Origin of the sequence: Actinoplanes sp. NPDC049265, assembly GCF_043197135.1 — a bacterium.
In the GTDB taxonomy this organism is placed as follows: Bacteria; Actinomycetota; Actinomycetes; order Mycobacteriales; family Micromonosporaceae; genus Actinoplanes.
Window position 1 is genome coordinate 276,972 of record NZ_JBICSP010000006.1, and the last position, 17,517, is coordinate 294,488.

Annotated in this window: 14 protein-coding genes; 7 read left to right on the forward strand and 7 right to left on the reverse strand. The window is 69.9% G+C overall.

The window, feature by feature from the left end; genetic code table 11:
- The first annotated feature begins 36 nt into the window (after nucleotides 1-36).
- Nucleotides 37-684, forward strand: a complete 648-nt coding sequence (locus tag ACGFIO_RS17955; RefSeq protein WP_392827357.1) for a hypothetical protein — start codon at nucleotides 37-39, stop codon at nucleotides 682-684.
- On the opposite strand, the gene ACGFIO_RS17960 is transcribed toward ACGFIO_RS17955, so the two are convergent.
- The 3 genes from ACGFIO_RS17960 to ACGFIO_RS17970 are packed head-to-tail and all read right to left on the reverse strand — an operon-like array spanning nucleotide 681 to nucleotide 8,026.
- Entirely contained in the window at nucleotides 681-5,516 is a 4,836-nt protein-coding gene (locus ACGFIO_RS17960) for a DNA repair ATPase (protein ID WP_392827358.1), read from the reverse strand. The two genes, ACGFIO_RS17955 and ACGFIO_RS17960, sit on opposite strands and share 4 nt — an antisense overlap.
- Entirely contained in the window at nucleotides 5,513-7,399 is a 1,887-nt protein-coding gene (locus ACGFIO_RS17965) for a flotillin family protein (RefSeq protein ID WP_392827359.1), read from the reverse strand. Before ACGFIO_RS17965 ends, ACGFIO_RS17960 begins: the two co-directional genes overlap by 4 nt.
- 36 nt (nucleotides 7,400-7,435) lie before the next feature.
- The gene (locus ACGFIO_RS17970) at nucleotides 7,436-8,026 is read right to left on the reverse strand and encodes a hypothetical protein (RefSeq protein ID WP_392827360.1); all 591 of its coding nucleotides are present in this window, start codon (nucleotides 8,024-8,026) and stop codon (nucleotides 7,436-7,438) included.
- Between the two features lie 325 nt (nucleotides 8,027-8,351).
- Between ACGFIO_RS17970 and ACGFIO_RS17975 the strand changes: the two genes are divergently transcribed.
- The 3 genes from ACGFIO_RS17975 to ACGFIO_RS17985 are packed head-to-tail and all read left to right on the forward strand — an operon-like array spanning nucleotide 8,352 to nucleotide 9,859.
- Nucleotides 8,352-9,029 (forward strand): UDP-N-acetylglucosamine 2-epimerase, encoded by a 678-nt coding sequence (locus ACGFIO_RS17975; protein ID WP_392827361.1) that lies wholly within the window; start codon nucleotides 8,352-8,354, stop codon nucleotides 9,027-9,029.
- 1 nt (nucleotide 9,030) lies between these two features.
- The gene (locus tag ACGFIO_RS17980) at nucleotides 9,031-9,381 is read left to right on the forward strand and encodes a hypothetical protein (protein WP_392827362.1); all 351 of its coding nucleotides are present in this window, start codon (nucleotides 9,031-9,033) and stop codon (nucleotides 9,379-9,381) included.
- 40 nt (nucleotides 9,382-9,421) lie between these two features.
- The gene (locus ACGFIO_RS17985; protein ID WP_392827363.1) at nucleotides 9,422-9,859 is read left to right on the forward strand and encodes a VOC family protein; all 438 of its coding nucleotides are present in this window, start codon (nucleotides 9,422-9,424) and stop codon (nucleotides 9,857-9,859) included.
- A 55-nt stretch (nucleotides 9,860-9,914) separates the two neighbouring features.
- On the opposite strand, the gene ACGFIO_RS17990 is transcribed toward ACGFIO_RS17985, so the two are convergent.
- Together ACGFIO_RS17990 and ACGFIO_RS17995 are read right to left on the reverse strand one after the other, a co-directional pair.
- Nucleotides 9,915-11,102, reverse strand: a complete 1,188-nt coding sequence (locus ACGFIO_RS17990; protein WP_392827364.1) for a hypothetical protein — start codon at nucleotides 11,100-11,102, stop codon at nucleotides 9,915-9,917.
- Between the two features lie 71 nt (nucleotides 11,103-11,173).
- On the reverse strand, nucleotides 11,174-11,932 hold the full coding sequence (locus ACGFIO_RS17995) for a dienelactone hydrolase family protein (RefSeq protein WP_392827365.1): 759 nt from the start codon (nucleotides 11,930-11,932) through the stop codon (nucleotides 11,174-11,176).
- Between the two features lie 84 nt (nucleotides 11,933-12,016).
- Between ACGFIO_RS17995 and ACGFIO_RS18000 the strand changes: the two genes are divergently transcribed.
- Nucleotides 12,017-12,577 carry a TetR/AcrR family transcriptional regulator gene (locus tag ACGFIO_RS18000; RefSeq protein WP_392827366.1) on the forward strand — a complete coding sequence of 187 codons (561 nt, stop codon included), beginning with the start codon at nucleotides 12,017-12,019 and terminating at the stop codon, nucleotides 12,575-12,577.
- Nucleotides 12,578-13,421: 844 nt separating this feature from the next.
- Here ACGFIO_RS18000 and ACGFIO_RS18005 read toward each other — a convergent pair.
- On the reverse strand, nucleotides 13,422-14,042 hold the full coding sequence (locus tag ACGFIO_RS18005) for a TetR family transcriptional regulator (protein WP_392827367.1): 621 nt from the start codon (nucleotides 14,040-14,042) through the stop codon (nucleotides 13,422-13,424).
- Nucleotides 14,043-14,141: 99 nt separating this feature from the next.
- On the opposite strand from ACGFIO_RS18005, the gene ACGFIO_RS18010 reads away from it, so the two are divergent.
- Complete coding sequence (locus ACGFIO_RS18010; RefSeq protein WP_392827368.1) at nucleotides 14,142-16,322, forward strand: CocE/NonD family hydrolase; 2,181 nt, start codon at nucleotides 14,142-14,144, stop codon at nucleotides 16,320-16,322.
- Between the two features lie 92 nt (nucleotides 16,323-16,414).
- Here the strand turns inward: ACGFIO_RS18010 and ACGFIO_RS18015 are convergent, their stop codons facing one another.
- Entirely contained in the window at nucleotides 16,415-16,996 is a 582-nt protein-coding gene (locus ACGFIO_RS18015) for a TetR/AcrR family transcriptional regulator (RefSeq protein WP_392827369.1), read from the reverse strand.
- Between the two features lie 109 nt (nucleotides 16,997-17,105).
- Between ACGFIO_RS18015 and ACGFIO_RS18020 the strand changes: the two genes are divergently transcribed.
- On the forward strand, nucleotides 17,106-17,516 hold the full coding sequence (locus ACGFIO_RS18020; RefSeq protein ID WP_392827370.1) for a MarR family winged helix-turn-helix transcriptional regulator: 411 nt from the start codon (nucleotides 17,106-17,108) through the stop codon (nucleotides 17,514-17,516).
- Nucleotide 17,517 lies beyond the last annotated feature (1 nt).

Consider the following 17,517-nt stretch of genomic DNA (forward strand, 5'->3'; position numbering starts at 1 on the left):
GTTGTACGAGCAACATCCCAGACGGAGGGCGGAGTCGTGCGAGGCGGATTGGACGACGCGCTGGACAAGCTCGCGCGTCGTGACCAGCTGCGCCGGCGGGCGAGCGGGGAGGCGGAAGCCACCCCACCGGCCGTACAGGAGCTGGTCGAAGCGATCGCGGGAGTCGTCGGGCGCAATCCGAAGCTCGAGGTGACGGTCGGTGTCGAGGGCGTCGGCGATCCGACGCTGCTGCACTTCTATGTCGAGGACGGCATGGTGCGGGTGAACGCCGACTCGTCGGTGGCGTCCCGGGCCGGCGACGCGGCCGCGCACCGGCACGCCGACTTCGACCTCGATCCCGAGGAACACACGGTCTCGCATCCGGCGCCCGAGCCGCGGGCCGCGCACGTCAGCTACGACGACCGCGACCGCTACGACCCGGGTACGGGCTACGAGGAATACCCGCCGGCCGCGTCGAGCCACGCGGACGAGTTCCGCAGCCCCTTCGCGGCCGCGCCACCCCCACCCGTGCCCCCGCAGTATTCGCCCGCCCCGGAACCCGAACCGGACAACGGCGGTCTCACCCCGCTGCCCGAGCCGATCCCGCTGCGTGACGTCGACAGCCAAGAGACGGAACAGGCGGCCAAGCGACTGGCCGCCCTGCTCCGCGACAACCCGACCCTGCTGCGCCAGGAAAGGCCTTAGGCCCGCAGTTTGCTGATCGCGGCTTCCACGCCACCGACCTTGTCGGCGAGGAGGCCGACCGCGCCCACGGCCCGGGTCATCGGGTCGTCCTCGGCCCCGCCCAGCGCCAGCTCACGAAGGTAGGCGGCTTTGACGTCGGCCCAACGAGCGGCCTGCTCAGGGGTCAGCCGGCCGCGCAGCTCGGCCAGCTTGAGCAGGTTGGCCTCGGCGCCGGTGGTCAGCGTCTGCGCCTCGCCCAGGTAGTGGTCGTCGATCACCGCCTCCAGCTCCTCGTCGTTCATCACCGGGACGATCCGCTCGGCCAGCTTGGTCATGTTGCGGTAGGAGCCCTGAAGGCGGAACGGCGGTTCGGTACGCGACGCCTCCGCCTGCCCGGCCGACGCGATGTAGGCCTGGTTGTTGCGCAGCACCACCCGCCGCACCCGGCCCATCTTCCGCAGCACCGAGAGAATCTGCTCCAGCTCGGCGGCCGAGTAGGCGTGCGACAGCTGATCGGGCCGGACCGCGTCGTCGCCCTCGGCCAGCCGGACCAGCAGCGGCAGGTCGTCGCGGTCCCGGGCCGAGAGCGGCGCCAGCACCGGGTTGGCGGTGAGCGCGTTCTCCAGGTAGGACAGCTCGAACAGGTCTTCCCGGCCGGCCAGCACGTCGCCCAGGTTCCACACGTCGGCCCGGTTGGCCAGCATGTCCGGCACCCGGAACCGCTGTCCCGACTCGGTGTACGGGTTGCCCGCCATGCACACCGCGAAGCGCTTGCCCCGTAGGTCGTACGTGCGGGTCCGCCCGTCCCAGACGCCTTCCATCCGCCGCTGGGCGTCACAGAGCGAGATGAACTTCTGCAGCAGCTCGGGTGACGTGTGCTGGATGTCGTCCAGGTAGAGCAGGACGTTGTTGCCCATTTCGAGCGCGAACGAGATCTTCTCGACCTCTTGCCGCGCGGTCGCGTCGGGCGCCTCGGCCGGGTCCAGCGAGGTGACACCATGCCCCAGCGCCGGACCGTTGACCTTGACGAAGACCAGCCCGAGGCGGTCGGCGACGTATTCCATGAGGGTCGTCTTGCCGTAGCCGGGCGGAGAGATCAAGAGCAGCAGACCGGATTGATCGGTACGCTTCGCATCCCCCGCCGCGCCCAGCTGCCGGGCCAGGTTGTCGCCGATCAGCGGCAGATAGACCTGGTCCAGCAGCCGGTTGCGGACGAACGAGGTCATCACCCGGGGCTTGAACTCGTCCAGCCGGAGGCGGGCGCGTTCGGCCGTGGCGAGGGCCGAACGCTGCTTCTGGTACGCGCGATAGGCCGGCATGCGCTCGTCCCGGAACTCCCGGGCGTCGGCGAGCAGGTCTTCCAGGCGTACGGTAAACGACCCGCCGTTGATCGTCGGATGCACCCCGAGCAGGCCGCTGACGGTCTCGGTGGTCGCCGCCGACGAGTCGTACCGGGTGAGCGTGGCGAGCTCCAGAGCTACCGCCTCGGGCAGATCGCGAATATCCCCTTTATCGGGATGGGTAGCGATGAACCCGGACAGCCACGCCTCGACCAGCTGCTTCCGCGCATGCCACGAGTCGAGCGCCCGCAGGTCGTCGGCATATTGCCGTTCGGAGGCGCCGAGGGCCCGATGGAACCGGTCGGCCATCACGCGGGCGCCGGCCCCGGACACGAACCCGGCCGGTTCCGACGCCAACTCCTCGACCAGGTATTCGCCGATCTCGTCCTGCAACGCCGTCAGGGCTTCGCTCGGCCCGAACGCCGCCCGGGCCCGGACCAGCGACGTCGCCCGGATGGTGTAGAGCCGTCGCTGCTCCTCGGTCGTCTCGAAGGCCCAGAACAGCTGGGCCGCGGCCCGCACCGACGGGCGGTAGCGCAGAAGTCCCGCCCCCGCGTGCAGCCGGATCAGGGCGCCCAGGATGAGCGTCGCGTCGGCGTCGTGCACGCCCCGCTCGTACCCCTCGTCGTAGCGTGCCTCGGCCGCCCGCCGCACCAGATCACGCAGCGTCCCGTCCGGCAGCGCCGCCGTGGCCGCCGCCGGGTCGGCCGCGAGGACCGCCGCCGCCAGGTGCGCGGCCCGGTACATGGCCGGCGTCTCGGAGATCAGCGGCTGCTCCCAGAACGGCCGGGTCAGCTCGAACGCCGCGTCGATCACCGGCGAGCGGTAGTCGGTGCCGGTCACCGCGAACGCCAGCCGGTCACCGTCGGGCACCAGGGTCAGGTCGATGGCCTGGGTGTTCACCGCGAACGCGTGCCGGCCCAGCCGGATCGTGTTGCCGCCGTCGGCGTAGAGGTCGAGCCGGTCGCGCAGGGCCCGCCCGGCCTCTTGCCGCGCGGCCTTGATCCGGCCGTCCAGTTCCTCGGCCCGCACCGAGTCGCCCAGGGTACGCAGCTCGCCCGCCAACGACCGCAGCTTGGCCACCATCGGGTCGCTGGCGAAGTAGGTGTTGACCTCGTCGGCGCTGTCCAGGGCGGCGACCCGCCGGTGCACGCCGTCGAGGATCCGCCGGGCCGAGTCGACCAGCCGGTCGGCCCGCCGCGCCCGATCGTCGAGCAGGGACTGGCGGCGGCCGGCGATCGCCTCGTACACCTCGGTGCGTTTGGTCCCGAGTTGCTCCAGGAAATCGCCATCCGCAGCCCCACCACCGCCCACATCCGCACTGAAGTCTGAGCCTCCGAACCGGGTCTCCAGCGCCTCGATCTGCAGCATCAGCCGGGCCAGTTGCTCGTCGCACTTCTCCGGGGTGTCGGCCACCGCCAGTGCGCCGCTGACCGACTGCCCGAGCAGCGCGAACTCGGCTGCGAACTCGGCCCGGCCCTCGACCGCGGACAGTTCCCGCCGGCGCGCGTCCAGAGTGGCCCGGGCCCGGTTGAGGCCGCCCAGCACCTCGCCGATGCGTTCCAGGATGGCCACCCGGACGGTGGCGTCGGCGATGTCCAGCCCGCCGATCACCTCGGTGACCACCCGCAGGCCGTCGGACTGCTCGGTGACCTTGTCGGCCACCGGGGCCGCCGAGGCCACCGTGGCGATGCCGCCGGCCTCGGTGACCAGGTCGTCGACCACCTGCTGGTACCCGGTGAACGCGTCCGGGCGCTGGAAGAAGTCGACCGCGCGCTGGGCGGTCGCGTCGACCTCGGCGGCGACCTGGCCGCCCAGTTCGTCGATCCGGGCCACGTCGACGTAGCGCATCTCGCGCAGGCCGACCAGCTTGCCCTGGTGCTGGCGGAGCTCGGCGAGCTGCGACACCCAGCCGTCGGTGCCGGTCGGGGTCTCACCGCGTACCCGTCGAATGAGGGTTTCGATCTCTTCTTGTTGTTTTCCCAGAGAATCGGCCGCTTGGGCGGTCAGCTCCTGGACGGTCTCGAACTCGTCCAGGACCTGGGCCGCGGTGGCGCGGACCTCGGACAGCGGTGTCCTCAGGTCGCCGAGTTCGACCTCACCGAGCCAGTGGTAGTGGTCGAAGATCCGGGTGCAGGCCGCGACCATCGCCTCGAAGACCGGGCCGGACGGCGCCATCTCGTCGGCCATGCGGGCCACCGACAGGCATTCGGAGATGCCGCGGACCAGCTCGGCGTTGCCGATGCGCTCCAGCGGGCCGGTGCCGACCGGCTGCTGGGCGGCGTACGTGTCGGAGACGAACGGCGTCCGCCACACCTGCATCGGATGCACCCGGGCCGGCTCGTCCGACATCTCCCGGAAGCAGACCAGTGTGCCGTCGTCGAACAGCGAGTACCCGTGGCACGGGATCGGCGTCGCCACTTCCTTGCGGATCATGTTGTACGGCAGCAGCAGGTAGGCGCCGGCAGCCCGGGCGTGGAAGACGTAGAGCACGTCCTCGCCGTTGACCGACCGGATGGTCCGCTCGAACTCCAGATCGGACACGTCGGCGTCGAACGTCTTGTGCACACCGGTGGCCAGGTAGTAGCCGCCCGGGAAGATGATGCCGTGGTCCTCGGGCAGCCGCTGGCAGGCCTGCCCGATCCCGTCCAGCCGGACCACCTCCCGGGTCCGGGTGTTGAAGACCAGGTAACGCCAGGTGGTTTCCTTGTAGGGCAACACCTTGAGCAAGATCAACGGCCCGACGCGGGCGCACGCGATGGTCGCGTCGGCCAGGCTCTGCAGCGGCTCGTCGACCGGCTCGGAATAGATGCCCTCGCCGTCCGAGGTGTTGTTCTCGACCTTGACGGTGAGCGTGCCACCGACCGTCTCCACGAAGACCGCGTCCTCGATGGACACGTGCGGGTGCCGGCCCTGGACATGCTGTTCCCGGGTGGTCTCGGTCCACTCGAAGTCATGGGCCGGCGGGAAGACGTGGTCGCGTTCGCCACGATTGTCGAGATAGGACACCGCACCGCCGGTGTCCACCCGCCAGCGCAGCACCCGCAGGTCGTCGGCCCGCGGCCCGGTCTGGAAGACGGCCAGCAGCAACCCTTCCAGCCGGCGCAGCTGGAGCAGCTTCGCCTGCTGGTAGTAGCGGTACATCTCCCCGAAGTCGCGCTGGAACCCGGTGTCGGTGAGCAGTCCGGGCACGTCGACCGACGGCTCGAACCGGAACGCGTCGCCGTCCCGGGAGAACCCGTGCACGGCGAACACGTCGTCCACTGTGGTCTCGGAGCGCAGCCCGATGAACACGTTGTAGCCGAACAGCATCGCGCCGCCGACCTGCGCCACGTCTCGCGGGACACAGTTGTTCTCGGTGCGGATCCGTTCGGTGCCGAGCAGCCGCAGCTCGGCCCCGCCGAAGGCGCTGATCCGTTGCTGGTTCAGCGCCTCGGCCTTCGTGGCGAGCTCAGCGCTCTGTGCCCGGAGCCGTTTCTGGAGGACCTCGTAGGTCCCGGCGTCGAGCGTCACTTGTCGCCGTTCAGCTGCTTCACCAGGTACGCCGTGAGGGCGGCGCTGCTGACCCCTTCGGTGTTGAGCACCTTGCTCAGGTCGTCCGGAAGCTTCTCGACCAGTCCCTGCGCAACGGTCGAGTGGCTGACGAAGCCGTCGATGCTCTTGCCCATGGTGATCGAGCCGAGCAGCTTGTCGAAGAACACCGAGTCGCCGCCGACGATGTCGATGTCGGCCTTCTCCAGACCGGCCGCGACCACCAGGGCCTGCTGCTCGGCGATGTCCTTCTGCACGTTGATGCCGGCCAGCCGGATCTCCTTCTCCATCTCCAGCCGCAGGCGGTACTCCTCGTGCTCACGGGACGCCTGGTCCAGGGCGGCCATCGCGGCCGCCTTGTCGGTCAGACCCTCGGCCTCGCCCTTGAGCTTCTCGCGCAGACCCTCGGCCTGGGCCAGGGCCTTCTCCCGGGAGACGACAGCCTCGGCCCGGCCGACCTTCTCGATGGCCTCGGCGTTGCGCTCGTTGACCTGCACCTCGGCCAGCCCCGCGGCGGCCGCCTCGGCCTGCGTACCCTCGGCCAGCCGGATCTTCGAGCGGGCGTCCAACTCGGCCGCCTGCTGCCGGGCCTCGGCCAGCACGATCGCCTCGCGGGCCTTGTGGGCCGCCGCGGTCTCGGCCGCCTCGGCCGCCTTGATGTCCTTGACCAGGTGCTCCTGGGCCTCCGCCTCGGCCGCGATGATGACCTGCTGGCGGGTGCGCTCGGCCTCCTCGACCACGCGCAGGCGCTTGATGTTCTCTTCCTGCTCGGCCACCGTCTTCTCGACCGCGACCCGTTCCCGGACCACCTCGGCCATGGACCGCTTCTCGACCTCGAGCTCCTTGTCCTTCGAGATCGTGGACAGCGAGACCTCACGGTCGCGGGTGACCACCTCGAGCATGCGGTCCTTCTCGATCCGCTCGGTCTCGATCGCGATGACCCGCTCGCGGTTCTTCTCGGCCACCGCGACCTCGCGCTGCAGGTTCTCGCGCTGGATGCCCAGCTCCTGGTCGGTGCGCAGGGCGGCTGCGTGCGCCTTGAGCCGCTCCTGGGCCTGGACCAGCTCGATCTCGGCCGCCTCGCGGGCCCGCATGGTCTCGATCTCGCGGTGCTGCTTGATCTCGGCGTCGGCCTGCCGGCGCTGCAACTCGAGGATCGTCTCCTTGGCGTCGACGTCCTGCCGGGTGATCTCCTTCTCCTCGTTGCGCCGGTAGTCGTTGGTCTTCACCGCCTCGATCGCGGTCAGCTCGGTGATCTTCCGGATGCCCTGCGCGTCCAGGATGTTCTTCGGGTCGAGCGAGGTCAGCGGCGTCTGCTCGAGGAAGTCGATGGCCGCGTCCTCCAGGCTGTAGCCGTTGAGGTCGGTGCCGATCACCTCGATGATCTGGTCCCGGAAGTCGTTGCGCCGGGTGTAGAGGTCGACGAAGTCGAGCTGCTTACCGACGGTCTTCAGCGCCTCGGAGAACTTCGCGTTGAACAGCTCCTGCAACGTCGACTCGCTGCTGGCCCGCTCGGTGCCGATCGCCTGGGCCACCTTGATGACGTCCTCGGTGGTCTTGTTGACCCGTACGAAGAACGTGATCCGGATGTCCGCGCGGATGTTGTCCTTGCAGATCAGGCCCTCACGGCCGGTCCGGGTGATCTCGATGGTCTTCACCGAGATGTCCATCGTCTCGGCCTTGTGCAGGACCGGCAGCACGACCGCGCCGGTGAACGTGACGTCCACCCGGCGCACCTTGGACACGATCAGTGCCTTGCCCTGCTCCACCTTTCGGAACATCCGGCTGAGGAAGAAGATGACTCCGAGAGCGACGAGGACGACGACGGCGAGCACGATGCCGAAGCCGGTGGAGATCACGTCCATGGGCTATTCCCTTTGCTTGTTGCCGTGGGGGTTTCTCTATTCGGGAAGCGCGATGTCCGCCGGCACGACCCAGAAGAATTCGCCGTCGGCGTCGACGTCGTAGAGCAGGGCGCGGCTGCCGGCCGTCAGGGTGTCGGTGCCGGTCTGGCGGACCTGGATGATCGCCGATGATCCGTCCGGGGCGTGCACCTCGGCCTGGCCGAACGTGCGGGTCACCGTGCCGGTGCGGATCACGCAGGTGAGGCCGATGAAATCGGCGCGGGAGGCGGGTCGCTCGTGGGGCCAGACGCGGGCCAGCACGGCGACCAGAACGCGGGTGAGGATGAAGGCGGCGACGATCGCCGCGACCAGAACGGCCCAGAGCGGAAATTTCCCGTCGGACAATTCCGAGCCGGCCAAGCTCCCGAACCAGGCCAACAACACCAGGAGCGAGAAAACCACCGACATGGGTACGCCCGACAGGCCCACGAACGCAAGCGGCCCGTGCCCGGCTTCGCCGCTGCCGCCGTCGGCGTCCGGGTCGGCGCCGCCGACGATGACGACCAGCCAGTAGCCGATGACCACGACCAGCAACGGCGTGAACACCACGGTGGGGAAGCTGATCGCAGCCTCGAGGAACCCACCCATGGACAAACCCGCCCCCGCCTGCCGAGATGTCCCCCGGGCGACCCGCCCTGAGGTGATACCGATGATGACAGCAGCCGTCAATCACGCGCAGCCCCGCCCCCGACCACACTTGGTCATCTTTTCGGCCATCGAACTACTTAAGGTGATGGTCGGATGTCCGCCGTTTCTCCCTTCCTGAGCGCTCTGGCCTGGGCCTATGAGCCAGTCTTGGGGTCCGTTCGGTCACCGCTCTTGTTTTACAGAGAGTCACTGAATAGGTTTTTCGAGGTCTGTGACGCGACATCGTTGGTCGCTGTGAGCCCCCAGGGAGGAGACGGGTACCGCGATGGCGCTCCCCGAGATCCATGTGGTCGCCGGCACGACCGGCGCCGCCGCCGAACTGGCCCCCGTGGCCCAGGCGCTGCGCATGGCCGGCCTGCTCGTGCCGGTGCTGGTGGTGGCCGGAGCCGACCCCGGCGCGGTGGGCGCCGCGTTCGCCGACCTGGACCTGGTGGCCGACCTCACGCTGCCGGCCGGTCCGGCGGCCGCACTGCTGACCCGCTTCGACCGGATGTGGGCCAACCGCGCCCCGTCGACCGTTCTGGTCGCCGGCTCCGACCCCGCCGGCCTGTCCGCCGCCCTGGCCGCCTTCTGGCACCACATCCCGGTGGCCCACCTCGGCGCCGGCGCCCGCCACGAGGACCTCCCCTCGTCCTCCCCGGCCCCGGCCTTCCCTGCCTCCCGAGACCCGGCCTCACCCGGCCCGGCCTCACCACCGGTTGATCCCGAGGCCTGCGGCCGGCTGATCACCCAGCTCGCCCGCGTGCACCTAGTCGCCAACCCGATCGACGCGATGAACCTGCTCGACGAAGGCGTTCCGGCCCGCGACCTGATGATCAGCGGCGACGACACGCTCGCCCCGCGCCGGGCCGCCCAGGCCGTCGCCGCGGTGGCCGGCCTGGCCCCCCGGCCCGCGCCCATGCCGGTGGTCGTTCCGCCCGCGACCGCGAGGTTCGGTGGCTGACATGGACGTGATCGACTTCTACACCGACTCGTGGACCCGCGACGACCGGGACGGCGTGCGCCGCGTGCTGGCCCCCGACGTCGAGGTCGAGTGGAACCTGGACGCCCCCGTCGACGACGAGGAACTGGTGCAGACGCTGCACCGGATAGCCGTGTTCGCCGACGGCGTGACAGTGGTGGCCAAGGCCGGCCGGGCCGACGGGGCCGCCGTGGTCTACGACCTGGCCGCGCCGTTCGGCACCGCCCGGGTGGCCGAGTTCCTGACCGTCGAGGCGGGCCGGATCACCCGCATCCGGCAGGTCTACGACGTGGTGGCCATCGACCGCTACTTCCCCGGGCTGTACCTCAACTGACGCCGGTGATTGTGTCGTACCCGGCCGTTAGGTTCGGCGCATGGCTTACAACTTCCAGGTGGTCCTCGACTCGACCGACCCGCACACCCTGGCCGACTGGTGGGCCGAGACTCTCGGCTGGCCGGTCGAGCCGTCCGACGAGGCGATGATCCGCGATCTCGTCGCCCGAGGCCACGCCCAGGAGTCCGACACCAAGACCCACAACGGCGTGCTGGTCTGGGCGATCGGGGCCGGCATCCGTCACCCCGACCCGCTGCCCAGCGGGCAACCGCAACGCGTGCTCTTCCAAGCCGTACCCGAGAAGAAGTCGGTCAAGAACCGCATGCACGTCGACGTCTGGGTCGGCGCCGAGCAGCGCGAGGCCGAGCGCGACAGGTTGGTCGCCCGCGGCGCGACCTACCACGCCAGCCACTCCCAGGGTCCGTTCTCGTGGTTCGTGATGACCGACCCCGAGGGCAACGAGTTCTGCCTCAGCTAGGGTCCGGCTGGTCGATCAACCACCCTATGGACCTCGCCTCGCGTACCGCTGATCCCTAGGCCTTCTCGACCGCGGCCAGATAGACCGCCCGCACGGCCAGGGTGGCCTCGACCTCGTCGAGAATCGGGGCGAAGAACTGGCGGCGGTTCTCGGTGTCGATCATCGAGGTGACGGCGAAATACATGCTGCCGAAGCCGGCCAGCAGCGCCGCGTTACGAAAGAGCGCCGACGGCACCTGAGGGAACACCGGCGAGAAGTGCGGCGGGTGGCCGATCCACTGCTCGGCCGTCTCCGGGCTGACCACGAGCAGGCCGACGATCAGGAAGAACGCGAACAGCCAGACGCCGACCACCATCGCCTGCACCAGTTGCCGCGAGGCGAGCATGACCAGCAGGTTGCCGACCTGGCGGCCGTTCAGCGGCGGGGGATGCGCGGCCCCTTCGGGCACCAGGTCGTCGAGCGGCAGGCCCTCGAGCGGAGTGTTCCGGCAAGCCGCTTCCAGCCTCGGCGTACTCAGATCCTGCTCGACCCGGCCGATCTCCTCGCGCAACCGCCCCGCCGCGGCGAAAACCGTGACCGCCGCGAACAGCGCGAGCACCGCACTCAGCCGCCACCAGTTGAGATGGTCCATGGCCTGCCACAACTCGCCGGTAAAGAAGAAGAACAGCGTGACGAACAGCAGCATCGGCAACGCGCGGCTCTGCAACCGGACGGTGTTGCGCAGGTCCTGCACGGCGTGACGGACCGCGCGCTCCAACATCGGCAGCGCGCCATAGGTGGTGGCCAGCCGGGACAGCTGAAACAACGCCACGAAGATGGCCGCGAACACCACCACCGCGCCGAGGAAGTCCGCGCTACTCTCAGTGATCGCGCCCGCGTGCAGGCGGGGCGCCGACGCCCGATGCCAGATCACCACATCGAGCAGCGGGATCACAATCGGCATGATGCCGTACGCGACGACGACGGTGCTCGCCAGCCAGCGCGGAAACGTGGGCGGCCGCCGGAAGCGATTGAGCAGCACTCCGACGACCACCCCGCCGACCAGCACCGCCGCCACAGCGGTGAACCGGCCACTCGCACTGAGCTCGTCCCGCAGCGGCCACAGCAGTCCGGTCAACGCGACCAGACCGAGGAACGGCACCATGCGCGGCAGAATGTGCCCGGCGAAGCTGTAGCCGGCGATCAGCTGCGGCAGCCCCTGCCGAATCAGCCAACCTTCGGTCCGCCGTACCGTCTCCCGCACGCAAGCACCTTAGGCGCTGCCCCCCGCGGGAACGAAACTGTTTCGTTTCGCAGAGCGCTCGCCCGCCAACCTCAGCCGGCCGGGTGCACCCGATCGAGCAGCTCGAAGAGCCGCGTCCAGTGCCGCTTCTCGCCCTCTTCGTGGTACATCGCGGTGTCCGTCATGGTGAAGCCGTGCGGCGCGCCCTGGTAGAGCTCCGAAGCGTAGGTAACCCCGGCGTCGGTCAGCGCCCTCTCCAGCGTCGCGATGTTGTCGGCGGTCATGGAGCCGTCGTTGTCGGCGTGGGCGAAGTACAGTTCCACGCCGCCGAGCGAACCGATGTGCCGGTGCGGGCTGTCCGGCTCGTCGGTGACCACACCGCCGGCGTGGAAGCTGGCGACAGCGCGTACCCGCGACGGCTGTTCCTCGGCCGCGACCAGCGCGTTGCGCCCGCCCATGCAGTAGCCGACCAGCACCGCCGGCCCACCGTCGACGCCCGGAGCCGAGGCCATGAAGTCTAGATAGGACGCCGCGTCGCTGGTCAGCTTGTCCCGGTCGAGGTCCTTGATCATGGGCATGACCTTGCCGAACACGGCGCCGCGGCGGTCCGGGTCCTTGAGCTCGTCCATGTCGACGATGGGCGAGCGGCCAAAGCGATAGAGCAGATTGGGTACGAGCACAGCGTAGCCACGCTCCGCGATGCGGTCGGCCATCTCCTCCAGGCGCGGCCGGATCCCGAACGCGTCCATGAAGAGCAGAACGGCCGGGTATGGTCCGTTGCCCTGTGGCCGCACCAGGTAGGCGTCGGCCGCCCCGTCCCGGGTCTGGATGTCCACCGAGCTTCGTTGCATCAAGGCCTCCAAGTGTGTGTCGTCGCTCGTCACGCTACCGGTCAACTGGGGATGCTTCCCCGTTAGCGTCGGTACGCTGTGTAGATGGCTGCCGTACGATTGCGCGCTGACGCGGAGCGCAACCGCATCGCCCTGCTCAGCGCCGCCCGCGAGGTCTTCAGTGAACACGGGCTGGACGCCTCCCTGGATGAAATCGCCCGCCGGGCCGGCGTCGGCAACGCCACCCTCTACCGCCGGTTCCCCACCCGGCGCGATCTGATCGCGGCGGTCTTCGCCGACCGCAAGGCGACCCAGGTCGAGCTGGCCGAGCATGCCCTGGCCCAGCCCGATCCGTGGCCGGCGTTCGTGGGCTACGTGACCGCGTTGTGCGAGCTGCAAGCCGCGAACAAGGGTCTGGGCGAGCTCCTGGTGGCGGTCAACTTCGACGGCGACGAGCGGCTGGCCCAGTTGCGGGCGACCTCGCAGCGCCGGGCCCGCGACGTCATCAAGCGAGCCCAGGACGCCGGCGCGCTGCGGGCCGACTTCGAGCTGGAAGATCTGTGGCGTCTACTGATGGCCAACGCCGGCGTCATCCAGCGCTCGCCCGACCCGCGGGCCTGGCGCCGCCAGCTGGCACTGCTGCTGGATGGTCTGGCCGCACGCTGATCGGGCTTGTTTCGACGCTCGTCGCTGCACGAAGCGTAACGAATAGCTGTGAACTTGCTGTGGCCGTCGCCAGCAGAAGGTGGGCGCGGCGCCGGGGTGGGGGTCCCGGCGCCGCGCGTTCAAGGCGGCCCAGTGTCGCGATCGCCTACGTCAATACTCCGTCAGCCTGGCCGGCGTCGGCCCAGTCGCCGTCCTGATCCGCGACGGGCGCCCGGGCCGCGGCAGCACGCCCGGTGACGGTGGCCAGCCCGGTCAACGTGGCCCGGCCGGTCGGCACCGCGAGACTGCCGGGCGTGGCCGCCGGGCCTGTCCGGGCAACGCGACGGGACCGCACGACGTGGCCCGACGCGGCGCGACCGGTCAACTCAGCCCGACCGGCCAACATGTCCGACTCAGTCAACATGTCCAACTCGGTCAACATGTCGGGCTCGGTCAACGCGGAGGCCCGGCCGGGCAGCATCCCGGGGCCGGTCAACGCGGCGGCGCGGTCTGCTGGCGCCGGGCCCGCGCGGTCCGTTGCGGCCGCCGGCGGCGTTGCGGCGCCGTCATTCCGGGCCGCCGGGCACCGACCGGGAACGGCCGCGGCCGGGCGAAGCTTCCGAACGCGAAGACTTCCGGAACGAGGTGTGCGGATCCGTCATCGCCGGGCCATGGCCGGTGATCTGGATCAGGGTCGGACGACATAGCTTCTCCGCTCGCGGGGGGATACGACGGGAACCAAATCCTGTCCTGTCGGACCCCGGCGCGGCGACGGTTCAAGACTTAATTTTCACTGAAAAGCCGCTACGTAGTGCCACATTCACCCCAAGTGTCCAAGATCCACCCTCGCCACCCTCCGATGTGGTCAGCGGGGCACGAGGAGCAGTTGCAAGGCCGGCCCGACCCGGCTCACCAGCGTCTCGGTGCTCTCCTCGGCCAGCACCGCGACCCCGACCGCATGACGGCCGACAGCGATCCCGACCAGCATGGACGCCGCGAGCGCGACTCGAACCGCCCCGTCCGGGCCGCTCCAGGCCGGCTCCTGCCGCGCCTCGCCGGCCAGGCGTGATTCGAGGAATTCCCGCAGTTGGGTGTTCGCCTGCTCGTTGGCGATCGCGCCGCGGAGCATGGCCAGCAGCGCGGCCGAGTCTTCGGAATCACTGTCCCACAGCGCCAGATGCGCGCGGGCCACGCGCTCACCGACCGAGTCGACGGGGCCGCCGAACGCGGCGGCGATCCGCGCCAGAGCCGCGGGCGAGATGGACATGACCGCGCCGAAGAGCTCCTCCTTCGAGCGGAAGAACTGCATGACCAGCGCCGCGTCGACGCCGGCGTCGGCGGCGATGCCACGGATGGTGGCGCCCTTGAAGCCGTCGGAGGCGAATCGGCGCCGGGCCGCGGCCAGCACTGCTTCCCGGGTGGTGTTGCGTCCGGGACGCCGCCCGCGGCGAGGCGGGGTTTCCGGACGAGCGGGACCGTCATGCACGAACAAAGCCTAACCCGCTGACGTCGATTCTCAACATCTGTTGATATTTTCTCGGCGCGCTCCTACTGTCGGCGGCGCACCCGATTCGCAGGAGGCGTCGTGACGAACATCGGACGGCTGGCCGGGCCGATCAGCGGCCTGAAGTACGAGACACCCACGCATCAGGGCCGGACCGGGCCGGACGGAGAGTTCCGCTACGAGGACGGCGAGCGGATCGCGTTCCTGGTCGGCGAGAACCCGATCGGGAACGCGTCGGCCCGGCCGCTGCTCACGCTCGCGCACATCGTCGCCCGGGTCGACGGCGACCTTCACAAGCTGCGCGATCCCGGCCTGACCAATGTCGCCCGCTTCGTCTTCACCCTCGGACGCACCTCGGTCCGGGACCACGGGACCGCGATCGACCCGAGAGTCCACGCCGTCGTCGGCGGCCGGCGCATCCGTTTCCGCCACGACGCCGACTTCGCCGGTGTCGATTCCGGCGACAAGGTCGAGGCGTTCGGCACCGACCCCACCGTCGTCGAGCTGCTGAACGACCTGAACGCGGCCGGGGTCTTCGCCGACGGGCCGCGCACGCTCTGCACGCCGGCGAACGCACGCAACGAGGTCCGCCGCAACCTGATGGGCATCCTCCGCTTCCGGGACGCACGCATCCCGCTGGCCGGCGGCGAATACGTTCTGGCCGACGTGTTCCGCCCGGACGGCCCGGGCCCCTACCCCGTGGTGGTCAGCGCCGGCCCGTACGGCAAGGCCTTCCACCATCACTCGATCGCCTCCGACCTCGAGCTCGAGGAGCACGAGACCATGGAGGACGACTACTTCTCCGGCAATCCCGGCGGACAGCCGTTCGAGAACCACGAGACCGTGAACACCGCGTCCTGGGTGCCCGACGGGTACGCGGTCGTCCGCGCCGACATGCCGGGCGCCGGCCTCAGCCCGGGGCAACTGGCGCCGTGGGGCATCGCCGGAGCCGAGGCGTTACGGGACTGCATCGAGTGGGCCGGGGTCCAGCCGTGGTCGAACGGCAACGTCGGCACCTGGGGAATGTCCTACCTGGCGATCAGCCAGCACCAGGCGGCCAGTCTGCGGCCGGCGCATCTCAAGGCGATGATCACGATCGGCACCGACGTCGACCTGTACGAGGAGGTCGCCTACAACGGCGGCATCCTCAACGAACAGTTCTGGCCGATCTGGAAGGCGGCGGGGATAGATCGGGCGGTCCGCGGCCGGTACGACGTCGCCGATTTCATCCGGGCGCTGAAGGACAGCCCGTTCCGCGACTCCGACCCCGGCGCCATCTTCGGGCCCCGGGCCCGCCTCTTCATGTCGCCCGACCTGACCGAGGTCAGCGTGCCACTGTGGGCCGTCGTGGCGATCACCCACTCCTCGCATCTGCACCAGGTCGGCAGCAGCAACGCGTACCTGAGCACCCGGACCGCGAACAAGCGGCTCGACCTGTGGGACGACTGGTTCCAGAAGTCCTACGCGGCCGAGACCGTCGCCGACCACAAGGCGTTCTTCGACCACTGGCTCAAGGGCATCGACACCGCCTTGATGGCCACCCCGCCGGTACGCCTGGAGATCCGCTCCGGCAACGGCGCGGCCACGGTGCGTCACGAGCACGAGTGGCCGATCGTCGGCACCCGTTACCGGCGCTGGCACTTCGACGGGCACCAGGCGCGCCTGCGGGACACGCCACCGGACGCGGACGCCGAGCTCACCTGGTCGGCGCAGGTCGACCCGACCGCACCGGAGTCCGGCCCGCACGTGACCGGTGTGTCGTTCGTCAGCGAGCCGCTGGCCGGCGACGTGACGCTGGCCGGTCACGGAAAGGTCGGGCTGCGGGTCTCGTCGACCCACCATGACATGGACATCTACGTGTCCGTACGGGTCATCGGCGAGAACGGCGACGAGGTCGACTTCACCGGGTTTTCGACCAGCGGCTACCCGGAACGCCCGATCCCGCTGAGCATGGGGTGGCTGAAGGCGTCACATCGCCGGGTGGACGAGGAACGCTCCACCGAGTACACGGTCAAACACACCCATCGACAGGCCGATTACGCTCCGCTCGAGCCCGGACAGCCGGTCGACGTCGAGATCGAGCTGACGCCCACCACCGGCCTGGTCCGCCGGGGGCAGCGGATCCGGGTCGACGTGCAGCCCTACGACGGTGTGGCCCACGGAATGCACCACGCCTACGACCCGAGCTATCACGACGGCGCCCGCAACACCGTCCACACGGGACCGGGCCGGCTCGGCTACGTACAACTGCCGTTGATCTGACGGGACAACCCGGCGGCGGGGCAGGGAGGGCGACCCACGACGGCCCGGCGGGTGTGCCACGTCAGCCTCGGTTGGGCGTACCCGTCAACGGGTTATCCGGCGAAGCCGGCGCCGACCTGGGACAACGTGCTGCGGACGAGCGTCGCCAGGCTGGTGTCGGGGGTGTCGAGCCAGACGTCGAGCGCGACCCGCAATGTGGCCAGGAACGCCGCGGCCATCAGGCGGGCCCGGAGGTCGTCGGCCGCGGGGAGGCGTTCGGCGACGGCCGTGCTCAGCTCCCACTCGAGCACGGCGAACGTGTTGACGTGCTGGGCCGCCAGCGCCGGGTGTTTGCGGACCATCCGCCAGCGGGACACCACGGCCGGGTCGAGCTGGCCGAGGTCGTCGTAGAACTGGTGGGCCGCCTCGGTCAGGGCCGCCCAGGCCGGCTCGCCCGGCGGCCGGTCGCGGATGCTGCCGGTGAGCCGGCGGATTCGTTCGAAGTCGCCGTGCAGGAGGGCCTGCTCCTTGTTGGCGAAGTAGTTCGAGAAGGTACGCCGGGACACGCCGGCGTCGTCGGCGATGGCCTCGACGGTGACGCGTTCGGCGCCGAGTTCGAGGGCCAGCCGGAGGGCCGACCGATGCAGCGCGAGCCTCGTCGCGGCCTTCTTGCGCTCCCGGAGTCCTGCCGTCACGCCGCCCAGCGTAGCCAGCATGTGATCCAGTTCCCATTGAGAAATATTGCGCACTGAGCAACGTTGGGCCGATAGTTGCATGGACCAAGCAGTTCGAGGAGGGGCCGCCGTGGAACAGATCCGGCGCGAGCTGATGAACCGGATGGGCGACGTCCTCAAGGCGATCCGCCTCTTCAAGTCGAGCCCGGGGCAGCACGCGATGGGCACCCTGGCCGCCCTCGACCGCACCCGGGCGACCTCCGTCACCCAGCTGGCGACCCAGTGCGCCCTCGACCCGTCGACGGTCAGCCGCGCGGTCACCGCCCTGGTCAAGGACGGTCTGGTCGAGCGCACCGCCGACCCCGCCGACGGCCGCGCCGGCGTGCTGTCGATCAGCCCGCACGGCCGCGAGGTGCTCGAGGCGACCATCCGGACCTACGACGCCCGCCTCGCCCACGCCCTCCGCGACTGGTCCGCCGACGACCTGCGCACCCTCACCGCGCTGCTGAAGCGCTTCTCAGAAGACCTGGAGACCCTGTGAA